The following is a 12898-nucleotide window of genomic DNA, read 5'->3' on the forward strand; positions in this document are numbered from 1 at the left end:
ATGAAACGCATCTGGCCGGTCCTCAAGGATCTCCTCCCGCTGCTGCCGACCGGCGCGCAGCGGTACTTCGTCGGGTACATGATCGCCACGACGCTCATCACCGCACTCGACGTGGTGGCGATGTCGCTGCTGGCCGTGATCATCGGCCCGGCACTCACCGGCGGGGCGCTTCGGCTCCCGCTGATCGGCGAGGTCTCACCCGACATGACGCCGCTTCTGGTGCTCGGCGCCTGCGCGCTCATCATCCTGAAGTCGGTGCTCTCGGTCACGCTGCACTGGTTCGCCACGCGCCGGTTCGCGCGCTACGAGCTCGAGATCGGCGACCGGATGTTCAAGGCGTACATCAACTCCAGCTGGGAGGAGCGCTCGAAGCGCACGGTCGCCGAGATCACGCGAATCGCGGACGGCGGCATCGCGAACACGATGTCGGGCTTCCTCCTTCCGCTCATGCGCGTCCCCAGCTCGATCTTCACGTTCGTGCTGATCATCGTCGTGCTGCTGGTGGTCGACCCGATCACCGCGCTCATCGCCATGGTGTACCTGATCCTCGTGGCGCTCATCGTGCACCAGGTGGTGACGAAGCGCTCGCTGGAGGCCGCCACCGTCAACCGCAACTACAGCTACCGCGTCGCGATCCTGATGACCGAGATGATGGAAGCGCTGAAGGAGCTCAGCCTCCGCAACCGGCTCGCCGACGTCGCACAGCTGGTGACGGACAGCCGCCACCACTCGGTCCGCGCCAGGGCGAACGCGTCGTTCCTCGGTGTCGTCCCGTCGTTCGCGTTCGAGTCCGCCCTCATCGGCGGCGTCGTGATCATCGGCGGCGTCTCGTACTGGCAGGGCGGTCTGGCGGCCGCGTTGTCGTCCGTCGCACTGTTCACCGCGACCGGCTTCCGCCTGATTCCGGCGATCAGCGGCATCCAGGGCGGCATCGTGCAGGGTGTCGCGAGCATCCCCTCGGCACAGGACGTCATCGGTGACCTCACCGCCGCGGAGAAGGACATGGAGGTGTCGCAGACGCCCGCCGACACCGCGGAGCTGGCGGAGAACCCTCGGCTGCTCAGCCTGTCGGACGTGCACTTCCGGTACCCGGGAGCCGACGAGGACGTCATCCGCGGGCTCTCGCTCGACATCCCCCTCGGCAGCTCGCTGGGCATCGTCGGGCCGTCCGGAGCCGGCAAGTCGACGCTGATCGACCTGCTCCTCGGCCTCAGCCAGGCCACGACCGGCGACATCGAGATCGACGGGCACCCGCTCTCGAGCGTGCTCCGTCAGTGGCGCGGGCGCGTCGGCTACGTGCCGCAGCGGGTGGCGCTGTTCGACGCCTCGATCGCGCAGAACGTCGCCCTGACCTGGACGGATGAGATCGACCGGGACCGCGTGGAGTACGCCCTGGAACGCGCGCAGCTCAGCTCGCTCGTCGCGTCGCGGGCGAACGGCATCGACGAGCGCATCGGCGAGCGGGGCGTGTCCCTGTCCGGCGGTCAGCAGCAGCGTCTGGGCATCGCCCGCGCGCTGTACACCGATCCGCTGGTGCTGGTGCTCGACGAGGCCACGAGCTCTCTCGACACGAAGACCGAGGACGAGGTCACCAAGGCGATCCGGTCGCTGCAGGGCGAGGTCACGCTGATCTCGGTGGCGCACCGCCTGTCGACCATCAAGGACTACGACCGGATCTGCTACATGGACGAGGGCGTGATCGCCGCGCAGGGCACCTTCGTGGAGGTCGCCTCCTCGCTGCCCGCGTTCGCCGAGCAGGTGCTGCTGGCCGGACTCTCCGGAGAGCTCGAGCGCCGGGCGTGACTCCGCCGCCCGACCGGGTCGGTCAGACGATCCGGTCGGTGCGGTTCGCGGCGTAGAACAGCCGTGCCATCGCCTGCGGGTGCAGGGAGAACAGCGGGTTGGGCGTGAGCAGCGCCCCCAGTGACCGCTGGTTCCAGCGGTCGTTCGCGAGGATGCGGATCCGCTCCACGTCGGGCGCTGCCGAGAAGGTCTCGTCGATGATGCGGTGGTCGACCCGCGAGAGCAGCCGCAGGGCCCCGGGGGCCAGGGCCACGAGTCGGTCCAGGGTCTCCCGCAGCTCGGCCTGGTGCGTGACCAGCTCCGGCGTCGTCGTCGCCCGGACGCCGATCGCGCTGAGGAACTGGATGCGCAGCAGCTTGACGACCGCTGCGGTGCGGGCGCGGCGGCCGAGGGCGCGGAACCAGGGCGCGGCTTCGAGGCCTTCGAGGAAGGCGAAGTCCTCGCGCACCGGGCGCGCTGTGAACGTGACGCGGTCGCCCTCGTCCTCGTGCCCGACGTACGCGGGGCCGTCGATGTCGACGGCGAGGTCGCGCCCGCGGAACCACAGCTCTCCGGTCAGGGCGATGTCCTCTCCGGACGACAGGCCCTCGGTGAAGCGCAGGTGCCCGAACCGTTCGCGGTCGATGAGGCCGAGCGGCGCGCTGCGGTAGAAGAGGCGGTCCTTCGCGGCGTCGAGCCGCCGCGAGCGGCGTCCGTTCCGCACGGGAGGAAGCGGGTTGTTGTGGCGCCCGACGAGCGTGATCTTCGGGATCACGGCGCTCGCCCCGGTCTCGCGCTGGATGCGCAGCCAGGAGTCCAGCGCGCCGGGCGCGAACTCGTCGTCGGAACCGAGCAGCGCGATGAACGGGGCGGTGGACGACGCGAAGCCGAGGTTCATCGGTCCGGCCGGCGAGCGGATGCCGTCCTGCAGCTCGAGCAGGGCCACGCGCTCGTCCTCCGCGTACTCGCCGAGGTTGCCGCGGATCACGGCGGGATCGATGTTGTGCGCCACCACCAGCACGCGCACCGGAGCGGCGGTGGCGTCGAGCACCGAGGCCACCGCACGACGGATCGGTCGGGTGGCGGAGTGGACGGCGATCGTGACGTCGACTAGGGGCGACGCGGTCACAGCTGCCCCACCCGCTGCGATCGGGCGCCCGCGGCGAGCGTGCGGAAGGGGGCGTGCCGGTGCAGCGCCAGGAACGGGTTCCGGGGGAGCTGAGCGGCGGGGGAGAGGTAGATCCACCGACGGCCGAGCAGCGCGCGGGTGCGCTCGGGATCGGGCGTCCCGCGGCGCAGCTCGTCCATGACCCGGCGGTCGGCGATCGACAGCACCGACAGCACTCCGGGGGCCCAGGCGCTGACGCGGTCGACCACGGCGAGGAGCTCGGCGGCGACCGCGGCGATGCCCGGGGTCTCCAGGCGCGCGGCCACGGCGTCGAAGAAGTGGATGCGGAGCAGCTTGACGGCCAGGGCGCGGCGGTCGGCGGTCGAGGCGGCCGCGAACCAGTCCGCCTCCTCGATCACGCGGAGGAACGCGAAGTCGGCCGCCACGTCGCGCGGAGCGGAGGTGACGCGGTCGTCCGCGTCGTCGTGGCCCACGTACGGGGGGCCGTAGAGGTCGTAGGCGATGCTCGTCGCCGTGATCCACAGCTCAGAGGTGTACGGCAGGTCCTCGCCGGACGTGAGGCCCTCGGTGAAGCGCAGGTCGCCGAAGCGCTCGCGGTCGATGAGGCCGAGGGGCGCGCTGCGGTAGTGCAGGCGGTCGCGGTCGGCGCTCAGGCCGGTCGTGCGGCGTCCGCGGCGCACGGGCGGGTACGGGTCGGGGCCTCCGGTCACCAGGCGGATGCGACCGATCACGACGTCGGCGTCCGTCGCGCGCTGCAGCGCCAGCCACGAGTCGATCGCGCCAGGGGCGAACTCGTCGTCGGAGCCGAGCAGGGTGTGGAAACGCGCCGTGGCCTCCGCCATGCCGAGGTTCATCGGGCCGGCGGGCGACGGGATGCCGTCGCGGAGGGAGAGCAGCCGGACGGCCGGGTGCTCCGCCCAGGTGCCGAGGTTCGTGCGGATGATCTCCTGGTCGATGTTGTGTGCCACCACGTTCACGCGCACCGGAGCGGTCGTGCCTTCGATGACCGAGGCGACGGCGCGCGCGATGGGCCGGGTGGCGGAGTGGACGGCGATCGTGACGTCGACAAGTGGGGATTCCATACCGGATCGATGCTACCGCGGAGGCCTACGCCATCATGTCGCGCAGGGTCCGGTACGGGGCGTGCCGGTGCAGGGCGAGGAACGGGTTCGCCGTGAGCCGCGCATCGAGCCCGCCGCCCCAGCGGGTCGAGAGGAGGGCGCGGATCCGGTCGGCCGACGGCGCGCTCGTCTCGAGCTCTCGGAGCACCTTCCGGTCCGCGCGGCACAGCAGCGCGGTCGCGCCGGGGGACATCCGCTCGATCGCCGCGGCGGTGTCGAGCAGTTCGGCGCGGTAGGCGGCGATCCCGCCCGGGGCGTCCAGCCGGGAGGCGACGGCATCCATGAGGTGCACGCGGAGGTTCTTCACGCCGAACCCCCGGCGCGCCGAGCGCGAGGCAGCCCGGTACCAGGGCTTGGCGGCGACGATGTCGAGAAACGCGAAGTCGGCCGACAGGGGTCGGACGGTGCGGGTCACACGGTCGACCGCATCGTCGTGGCCGACGTACGCCGGGCCCGTACGGTCGTAGGCGATGTGCGCGCCGGTGAACCACAGCTCCGCGGTGAACTCGAGGTCCTCGCCGGACTCGAGGCCCGGGGTGAAGCGCAGGTCGGGGAAGCGCGTCCGGTCGATGAGGCCGAGCGGCATGCAGCGGTAGCTGAGGCGGTCCTTGTCGACGTCGAGCTCCCGCACCCGTCCGCGACGTCGCGGCGGTGTCGGCTCGGCCGCCTCGTCCACGCGCACGCGCGGGATGACGGTGGTCGCGCCGGTCGAGCGGGCGACCGCGAGCCAGGAGTCGAGTGCCCCCGGCTCCAGCTCGTCGTCCGAGCCCATGACCGAGAAGTACGGGGCCTCGGCCAGCGCGATGCCGTGGTTCATCGGCCCGGCGGGGGAGGGGATGCCGTCCTGCAGGGACACGACGCGCACCTCGGGCCGCGTGCCCAGGTCGCCGAGGTTGGCGGAGATCGCCTCGGGATCGGTGTTGTGCGCGACCACGGTGACCCGCACGGCGGCGGTCGTGTCGAGCACGGAGGAGACCGCGCGGCGGATGGGACGAGCGGGCGTGTGCACGGGGATGACCACGTCCACGTCGGGCGACGGCATGTCGTCGATCCTATCGCGGGCGTTGCGGACGGACGGGGCGCGGGGGTCGGCACTGTATCCTTTCCGGAGCCCTGTCCTCGATCAGAGAGTCTCGTCGCGTGCACTCCGCCTCCACCCTCGCTCAGCCCACGCAGCGGCTGGACTCGCTCACCGGGCTGCGCTGGTGGGCAGCGTTCGCGGTCTTCCTGTACCACATGAATGTGTTCGCACCCCTGCCGGGTTCGGTGCAGTCGGTGCTGCTGAACGGCTATCTCGGCGTGACGTTCTTCTTCGTGCTCTCCGGTTTCGTGCTCACGTGGTCGGCGCGGCCGAACGTGCCCACCTCGACGTTCTACTGGCGTCGCTTCGCACGCATCTGGCCATCGCACATGGTGGCGCTCCTGATCGCGATCCCCGTGTTCTACACGTTGGCGCCGGTTCCGGAGGGGAGCTTTCTGAAGCCGTTCGACCTCGGCATCCTCCTGCTGTCGGTCGTCGTGATCCAGGCCTGGTGGTCCAACCCCGCCATCCTCTTCTCCGGCAACCCGGCCGCGTGGACGCTCACCTGCGAGGCCTTCTTCTATGCGCTGCACCCGTGGATCTCCCGGGTACTGGTGCCGATGGCCAAGCGCGGGGCCCTGCTGCTGGCGGTCGGTGTCGTCGCCTACGCGTTCGTGTACCGCGCGGTGGTCCTGTTCGCCCCGGACCTCGGACTCGCCGCGCTCCCGGTGCCCGTGCAGCGGCTTCCGGAGTTCGTGCTGGGCATGGCGCTCGCGTGGGCCATCCGCTCCGGCTGGCGACCGCGCATCCACCCGCTCATCGGCGTGGCCGCTCCCGTGGCGGTGATTCTGGCGCACTACGCCTCCGGGCGGTTCATCCCGACCTGGAGCGTGACCCCGGCGATCAGTGGCATGCTCAACGAGCTGTTCACGGTCGCGTGCGGCATCGCGATCGTCTCGCTCGCCGTGCATGCACTGCGCGGCGGACGGCTGTGGTTCGCGTCGAAGTGGCAGGTGCGGCTGGGTGAGTGGTCGTTCGCCTTCTACCTCGTGCACGCGACGTTCATCTACGTGGCGCTGCGCGTCTTCGGCTACCAGCCCGCGTCGTGGAGCAACCTGCTCTGGTTCGCCGCCCTGTTCGTGGTCGACCTGGTGGCCGCATGGGCCCTCCACACGTTCGTCGAGCGCACGCTGGAGAAGCGCATGCGCCGCTGGAAGGACGACCGGGACGCGCGCCGCCGCACGCGAGAGGCGGTCGCGTCAGCCTGAGGCGCGGATCCAGCCGTCGAGCAGGACCGCGGCGCTCCGGCGCCCGGAGTGCACGGCCTCGACGAACACCGGCCCCGCCGCGGCTGCGGCGGCCGCTGCCTCACGGTCGGAGATCAGTCCGGCGACCACCTCGCCGAGGGTGTCCGGCGTGGCCTCGACGATCGGCAGCGGCAGTCCCACCTCCGCCTCGATGGCGCGGCGCACCTCGGGCAGCACGTGTCCGACCACCACGCGACCCGTCGCCATGGCCTCGCAGGCCGCGACTCCGTAGGAGCCGGCGCGGAACTGGTCGAGCACGATGTCGGCGTCGCTCAGCACCTCGGGCATCCGGTCGGCGGCGACGCCGGTCACGAGCTCGTAGTCGATGTCACCGCTCGCGATGAGGGAGGCGAGGGCGGGCTCGATCAGGTGACTGCCCTTCTGCACGAAGGAGGTGGAGGAGTGGATCACCCGCACCCGGTCGCGGTCCATGGCGGGGCGCCGCGCCCGGAACCGCGCGGTGTCGACGACCACGGGACACCACGTCGCCCACGGAACATCGTGCAGCAGGTCGGGTGTGGACACGAACGTCGGGCGACGCAGTTCCGTCAGCAGTGCGAGGTTGGCGTCCGCATCGGCCTGCAGCACGGCGGTGCGCGGATCGTCGGGGTACGGCGACCACGGGGTGCGCAGCGCATGGTCGCGGGGGCTGCGGATGTCGGTGCCGTGGCACAGGTACGCGACGGACACCCCCGCCTCCTCCAGCGCCGCGACCTCCGCGCGGACTTGCCGGTCGAACAGGCGGCCGAACAGCGGGCGCTCCGCCTCGATCAGCACGTGCGAGAACCGGCTGACGGCCTCCCACTCGGACTGCTGCCATTCGGTGGACGAGGTGGAGGAGATCGGGACCGGGACGTCCGCGGGGAAGGAGAGCCCGCCGGGCAGGACCTCCTCCATGTTGCGGGCGGCGAGCTCCGGGTCCGCCTGCTCCAGCGCGCGCGCCCAGCGATACCCCTGGCCCGAGTAGTTCGTCGGGCCGATGAAGACCCGCACCGCGGCATCCGGCACGTCGGCCACCGGGGCGTCGCCGCCGCCGAGCGCGCGATGCGCCAGCCGACCGATCAGGCCGTCCGGGTCGCGCGCCGCCGAGTCGAGGGCGCGGTTGACCCAGCGGGGCAGTCGGGAGCGGTGCCGGATGATCCAGCCGGCGATCGCGTTCAGCCGCGCGCGCATCTCAGCGTCCGTCCCTCGTCTGGCCGACCGACTCGATCACGTCGACGACGCGGCCGGCGACCGCGGCCATCGAGTGCCGTTCCGCCGTCCAGTCGGCGACGCTCCGCCGCTCCGCCGCGCTCAGCGGGCGGGCCGCGAGGGCCGCCATGGCCACCGCGACCGACTCGGCGGCGTAGCCGCTGACGATGCCGCCGCGCACCTCCAGGTTCGCCTGGTCGAGGTAGGCGCCGGTGGGTCCGTTCGGCGGGCCGGCGAAGATGACGGGGCATCCGGCGGCCATCGACGAGTATGCCTTCGTGGCGAACGCGTACTCGTAGCCGGTGCCGGGGCGCTGGGTGGCGATGGTCGCGACGGCGCGGTGCAGATGCGGGACCAGCTCGCTGCTGGGCATGGTCTCGACGAACTCCACGGAGTCGGCGACCCCGAGCTCGCGGGCCCGCTGCTCCAGGAAGGCGCGCTCGCTGCCGTTGCCGATGAAGCGCAGGGTGTACCCGGGGGTGCTGCGGCTGAACGCGGCGAACCCGTCGACGGCGATGTCGGCGCCGTGCCAGTGCGAGTAGGTGCCGGCGTACAGGAACACGGGTTCGGTCGGCGCCTCCGCCTCGGCGTCGGCCGGGGGGAGGAAGGCACCGGTGTCCGCCCCGAACCCGGTCACGACGGCCGGTCGGCCCACGCCGAGCGCGGCGATCCGGTCGAGCACGCCCTGGGAGATCGTGACGATGCGCCGCGCTCCCCGCATCGCGAAACGCTCGGTCGCGCGCAGCACGCGGATCACCAGGCGCGACGAGGTCACCTGCTCCGCGGCATCGGACCAGACGTCGGCGGCGTCGTACACGTAGGGGATGCGCCGCAGCGCGCACACGAGCCGCACCACGAACCCCGTGGTGGGCGGCGGCTCCATGAAGACCACGTCGGGGCGCCGCAGGAACAGCAGCCGGAAGAACAGGGGGACGTCGAAGCTGGCGTACGGGAGGTAGCCGCGCACGTAGCCGCTGCGGTCGCGCAGCACGGGGGCCATGCGCACGTCTTCGACGGGTGCTCCCTCGTCGAGGCCGCGCGGCGGTCGCACGGTGAGCACGGTGACGCGGTGCCCGCGGGCCACCGCCTCGTCGGCGACGGCGCCGAGGAACGACGACGCCGCGGAGGGCTCGGGGCGGTAGATGCGCGAGACGATCGCGAGGCGCATGCTCATGCGGAGAGGAAGTGCGTCATCAGCTGCGCGCGGGAGAAGTCGCCGTTGTGCACGCGTCGGACGAACTCCCTCCCGGTTGCGGCGATCCCGCGGTAGTGGTCCCGTCGCACGGCGATGTCGCGCAGCATGTGTTCGAGCGTGTCCGGTGTGGTCTCCGGGATCGGCAGGGTCATGCCCGCGTGCCCCTCCACCTCACGCCGGGCCTGCTCCGTGACGTGGGCGAGCACCACCCGCCCGGCGGTCATGCTCTCGCACGCCGCGACACCGTAGTCGCCGACCCGGAACTGGTCGAGCACGACGTCGGCGGACGCGACCACGGCCGGCATCTCGTGGTTGGGGACGCGGTCCAGCTGGATGAACTCGATGAGCCCCTCGTCGTGCAGCTTCTGCGCCACGGGGACGATGAGCGGCGTGCCCTTGACGTGCGCGTTGGTGGGCGCGTGGATGACGCGGATGCGCTCGCGCTCCAGGAGCGGCTCGTCGTTGATCCACTGCTCCTGGTCGATCACCACGCCGAGGAAGTGCGCGCGGGGAAGGTCGACGAGCAGGCCGGCGGTCGAGACGAACGTGGGCACGTCGAGGTCGGCGATCGCCGCGAGGTTGTCGGCCACGGCCTTCTCCGCGAGGTCGAAGGGCACCCAGTCCTCGCTGTCGACGAACAGCGACCACGGCGTCGACTCCAGGTGGGTCGACGGCAGTCGCACGTCGGTGCCGTGGCCGACGATGCCCACGCGCACACCACGCTCCTGCAGCAGTGCGGTCTGACGGCGCAGGTCGCCGGAGAACATCCCGCCGAGGATGGGGAAGCACGCCTCGATGAGCACGTGCGTGTAGTTCGTCGCGATCGCGTCGAGCATCGAGCGCTGCCATGCGCGGGAGTGTTCGGCGGTGCGCCAGGTCACGGTGTAGTCGGCGGGGTACTGCAGGAGGTTGTTGCCCGCGTGCACGTAGTTGACCGCGGACACCTCGCCCGTCGACTCGGCCGCGCGCGACCACCGGTACCCCTGGCCGGCGTAGTTCACCGGTCCCACCAGCATCCGGATCGGACGGGAGAGGTCGGGCAGCGGCGGCGGGGGCGGGGTCACGCCCTTCGCCCGGTCGACGGTCGACGCGATCGCGTCCTGCACCGGCTTCGGGACGAGCTTCCAGGCGGCTTCAACGCGGGGATGCATCGGTGTCCTCCTCGTGCGGATCAGGGGCGGTGGCATGCAGCCAGGCTTCGTCGAGCACGGCGGCGGAGCGACGGCCGTCGTGGACGGCGCGGACGAACGTGTCGCCGGTGGCGCGGAGGGCGTCGAGGCCGTCGTGTGCGGCGAGCTCGCGCAGGACGCCCTCGATCGTGTCGGGCGTGGCCTCGACGATGGGCGGCTCCAGCCCGGTCTCCTCACGGACGGTCGCGCGCACCCGCTCGCTCAGGTGCCCGACGACGATGCAGCCGGACGCGAGGGCCTCGCACGCCGCCACGCCGTAGGAGCCGATGCGCAGCTGATCGATCACCACGTCGGCCGCGGCGAAGCGGTCGGGCATCTGCGCGGTCGGCACGCCCTGGATCAGATCGAGCTCGATGACCCCCTCCGCCTGCAGCCGCTCGAGCGTGTCGCGGATGAGGTGCGTGCCCTTGATCACGGACACCGACGGGGCGTGGGCGACCCGGAGACGCGCGCCGGGCGTGCGCGCCGTCCGCGGTCGCTCCCAGCGGGCGACGTCGACGGCCACCGGGAGCCACCGTGCGGTGGGGAGGTCTTCGCGCAGGTCGGGGGTGGAGACGAACACGGGGCGTCCGCTGCGCTCCAGGAATGCGATGTTGCGCGCCGCGACCACCTCGTCTCGCGCGGCGTAGATCTCGGGGTCGGCGTAGTGCGACCACGGGTGGTCGCGCATGTGCCGCGACGGCAGCCGCACGTCGGTGCCGTGGGCGAGGTAGGCCACGTCCACGCCGCGCGTGCCGAGCGCTGCCGCCTGCGCGGCCACCGAGCGACCGAGGAGGCGACCGAAGGGTGGCTCCTCCGCCTCGATCAGCACGTGCGTGGCCGTGGTCGCCGCGGCGAACTGGTCACGCTGCCACGCGGTGTCGTTGTGGTAGGTCGGGATCGGCACGAGCAGGTCGGACGGGTAGTCGAAGCCGCCGGGGACCTCGATGGCCATGGTGCGCGCCGAGATGCGCGGCGAGCGGCGCTCCAGGGCCCTGCTCCACGCGAACGCCTGGCCGGAGTAGTTGACCGGCGCGATGAGGACGCGGACGGGTCGGTCGTCGAACGCGGTCGTGCCGACGGCTGCGGGGACGGGCTTCCCGTAGCGGCGGGCGGCGATCCGCCCGAGGGGGCTGGTGGGGGAGTCGGCGATGCGGTCGATCGTGGCGTTGACCCACCGGGGGAGTCTGTTCCGGTTCACGTCGTGCGTGCATTCTCCGGGGGACAGGAACTCATCCCGTCAGTATACCGAGGGGGCGCAACGGCGGTCCGACGGCGGGCGACTATCATGGGCGGGGTTGCCGCGGTCCCGTTCCGGTGGACCGGGACCGAATGGAACGGTGGGATCGATGGCCTCGTCAGAGCCGGGCAAGAAGGGCTTCTCGCTCAAGGACTATGCGGAGACGCTTCACGCCTATCTCGACGACGGGTACGCCGTCACGAGCTTCGACAAGTACCTCGATGCCCCGCAGGAGAAGCACCTCATCCTCCGGCACGACATCGACAACAGCATCGAGCAGGCCATGCGCGTCGCGCGGGTCGACGCGGAGGCCGGGTGCTCGTCGAGCATCTTCCTGCGCGTGCACGCCCGCGGCTACAGCCTGATGAGTCTGCCGTCGCTCATGATGATCCGCGAGATGGAGGAGCTGGGGCACGAGGTCCAGCTGCACCTCGAGGGCGGCATCGGCGAGGTGCTCGGCGGTGACAACTTCGAGTGGGCCGAGCGTCAGCGCACGGTCTTCGAGACGGCGGTCGGCCGACCGGTCGGCGGGTTCAGCCTGCACGAGCCGGCGCGACTGGGCGGATTCGAGTTCGCGGCGGAGCTCCTCGACCGCTGGTCCGACACGGTGCGCTACCACGCCTACGAGCCGCGGTTCATGATGCCGAACATGAAGTATCTGAGCGACAGCAGCGGCAACTGGCGTGAGGGTCACTTCGCCGAGTGGGTCGGCAAGGTGCCCGTGGTGCAGGTGCTCACCCACCCGTTCTGGTGGTTCGAGAAGGTTCCGGCCGAGAACTACTGATCCGGCCGGAACGACGGAGTCCGCAGCCGGCCGCCCCGGCTCAGCGCTTGTTGTCGCCGAGCCGCCGGGCGGGGTTGCCGATGCGGATCTCGTCGTCGGGCACCGACTTCACCGCGACCGCACCGATGCCGAGCAGGGAGTTGCGGCCGAGCGTGACGCCCTGGATGACGGAGGCGTTGGGGCCGATCCAGGCGTCGTCCTCGATCACGACGCTGCCGGAGATCTCCGCGCAGGCCGTGATGATCACGTTGCGGCCGATTCGGCAGTTGTGGGCCACGTGCACGTGGTCGTCGATCTTGGTGTGATCGCCGACGCGGGTCGGGGCGATGGTGCCGGAGCAGACCGTGGTGAAGTTGCCGACCTCGACGTGGTCCTCGATGACGACCGAGCCGAGGTGCGGGATGCGGATGTTGTCGCCGTCGGCGTCGCGCTCCATGCCGAAGCCCTCCTCGCCGATCACGGCGTGGCTCTTGATGAGAGCGTGCGCCCCGATGCGGACGTCGTGCCCGATCACCACGTGATCGCGGATCTCGGCGCCGTCGGCGATCACGGCGCCGGCGCGGACGACGGTGTACTCCCCGATATGGGCGCCGGGGTGCACCTCGGCGGTCGGGTCGACGCGGGCGGTCGGTGCGATCCCGGGAACGGGCTTGCGGGCGAAGTGCTCGGCGACGGCCAGGGCGAAGGCGGCACGCGGGTTCTCCACCAGCACCGCCGTCCCCGAACGGGCGTCGTCGGGGAGGGTCGCGGGGGCGAGGAGCACGGCTCCGGCCTCCAGCGCCTTCGCGGCAGCGGCCGCCGCCGCCACCGGATCGACCACGAACGTCAGGTCTCCCTCGCCGGCCTCGCCGAGCGGGGCGAGACCCGTGACGGAGCGATCCGTGCCGACGAGTTCGCCCGACAGCTGCTGGGCGAGGGCGGAGGCGGTGACGTGGGGCGCGTTCATGCTCCGACCCTAC

The 12898-nt window shown here is 71.6% G+C and carries 11 protein-coding genes; 3 read left to right on the top strand and 8 right to left on the bottom strand.

The window, feature by feature from the left end:
* Positions 1-1803, top strand: coding sequence for an ABC transporter ATP-binding protein (locus KV394_RS11415; protein WP_136029914.1), 1803 nt, complete (start codon positions 1-3; stop codon positions 1801-1803).
* Between the two features lie 22 nt (positions 1804-1825).
* Here the strand turns inward: KV394_RS11415 and KV394_RS11420 are convergent, their stop codons facing one another.
* Genes KV394_RS11420 through KV394_RS11430 form a run of 3 tightly spaced genes read right to left on the bottom strand, consistent with a single transcriptional unit; the run spans position 1826 to position 5074 of the window.
* Positions 1826-2911 (bottom strand): glycosyltransferase, encoded by a 1086-nt coding sequence (locus KV394_RS11420; RefSeq protein WP_247981489.1) that lies wholly within the window; start codon positions 2909-2911, stop codon positions 1826-1828.
* Positions 2908-3993, bottom strand: coding sequence for a glycosyltransferase (locus KV394_RS11425; RefSeq protein WP_247981490.1), 1086 nt, complete (start codon positions 3991-3993; stop codon positions 2908-2910). The genes KV394_RS11420 and KV394_RS11425 overlap by 4 nt, the downstream gene beginning before the upstream one ends.
* A 25-nt stretch (positions 3994-4018) precedes the next feature.
* A complete protein-coding gene (locus KV394_RS11430; protein WP_247981491.1) occupies positions 4019-5074 on the bottom strand; it encodes a glycosyltransferase family 2 protein in 1056 nt (351 codons plus the stop codon).
* A gap of 98 nt (positions 5075-5172) precedes the next feature.
* Between KV394_RS11430 and KV394_RS11435 the strand changes: the two genes are divergently transcribed.
* A complete protein-coding gene (locus KV394_RS11435; protein ID WP_136029907.1) occupies positions 5173-6321 on the top strand; it encodes an acyltransferase family protein in 1149 nt (382 codons plus the stop codon).
* On the opposite strand, the gene KV394_RS11440 is transcribed toward KV394_RS11435, so the two are convergent.
* Genes KV394_RS11440 through KV394_RS11455 form a run of 4 tightly spaced genes read right to left on the bottom strand, consistent with a single transcriptional unit; the run spans position 6313 to position 11116 of the window.
* Positions 6313-7533 carry a glycosyltransferase family protein gene (locus tag KV394_RS11440; protein ID WP_247981492.1) on the bottom strand — a complete coding sequence of 407 codons (1221 nt, stop codon included), beginning with the start codon at positions 7531-7533 and terminating at the stop codon, positions 6313-6315. The genes KV394_RS11435 and KV394_RS11440 overlap by 9 nt on opposite strands.
* A gap of 1 nt (position 7534) precedes the next feature.
* Positions 7535-8725, bottom strand: a complete 1191-nt coding sequence (locus KV394_RS11445; protein WP_247981493.1) for a glycosyltransferase — start codon at positions 8723-8725, stop codon at positions 7535-7537.
* Positions 8722-9897, bottom strand: coding sequence for a glycosyltransferase (locus KV394_RS11450; protein ID WP_136037049.1), 1176 nt, complete (start codon positions 9895-9897; stop codon positions 8722-8724). Before KV394_RS11450 ends, KV394_RS11445 begins: the two co-directional genes overlap by 4 nt.
* Positions 9881-11116, bottom strand: coding sequence for a glycosyltransferase family protein (locus KV394_RS11455; protein WP_247981494.1), 1236 nt, complete (start codon positions 11114-11116; stop codon positions 9881-9883). The genes KV394_RS11450 and KV394_RS11455 overlap by 17 nt, the downstream gene beginning before the upstream one ends.
* Before the next feature lie 148 nt (positions 11117-11264).
* Between KV394_RS11455 and KV394_RS11460 the strand changes: the two genes are divergently transcribed.
* Positions 11265-11939, top strand: a complete 675-nt coding sequence (locus KV394_RS11460) for a GCN5 family acetyltransferase (RefSeq protein ID WP_136029897.1) — start codon at positions 11265-11267, stop codon at positions 11937-11939.
* A 40-nt stretch (positions 11940-11979) separates the two neighbouring features.
* On the opposite strand, the gene KV394_RS11465 is transcribed toward KV394_RS11460, so the two are convergent.
* Positions 11980-12885, bottom strand: coding sequence for an LpxD N-terminal domain-containing protein (locus KV394_RS11465; RefSeq protein ID WP_136046075.1), 906 nt, complete (start codon positions 12883-12885; stop codon positions 11980-11982).
* Positions 12886-12898: the final 13 nt, after the last annotated feature.

This window comes from Microbacterium sufflavum, assembly GCF_023101165.1.
GTDB lineage: Bacteria > Actinomycetota > Actinomycetes > Actinomycetales > Microbacteriaceae > Microbacterium > Microbacterium sufflavum.

Bases quoted from the DNA above. Each gene is read 5' to 3' on its own strand.
- KV394_RS11415 (WP_136029914.1), top strand. From the start codon at position 1: ATGAAACGCATCTGGCCGGTCCTCAAGGATCTCCTCCCGCTGCTGCCG.
- KV394_RS11425 (WP_247981490.1), bottom strand. From the start codon at position 3,993: ATGGAATCCCCACTTGTCGACGTCACGATCGCCGTCCACTCCGCCACC.
- KV394_RS11430 (WP_247981491.1), bottom strand. From the start codon at position 5,074: ATGCCGTCGCCCGACGTGGACGTGGTCATCCCCGTGCACACGCCCGCT.
- KV394_RS11440 (WP_247981492.1), bottom strand. From the start codon at position 7,533: ATGCGCGCGCGGCTGAACGCGATCGCCGGCTGGATCATCCGGCACCGC.
- KV394_RS11445 (WP_247981493.1), bottom strand. From the start codon at position 8,725: ATGAGCATGCGCCTCGCGATCGTCTCGCGCATCTACCGCCCCGAGCCC.
- KV394_RS11450 (WP_136037049.1), bottom strand. From the start codon at position 9,897: ATGCATCCCCGCGTTGAAGCCGCCTGGAAGCTCGTCCCGAAGCCGGTG.
- KV394_RS11460 (WP_136029897.1), top strand. From the start codon at position 11,265: ATGGCCTCGTCAGAGCCGGGCAAGAAGGGCTTCTCGCTCAAGGACTAT.
- KV394_RS11465 (WP_136046075.1), bottom strand. From the start codon at position 12,885: ATGAACGCGCCCCACGTCACCGCCTCCGCCCTCGCCCAGCAGCTGTCG.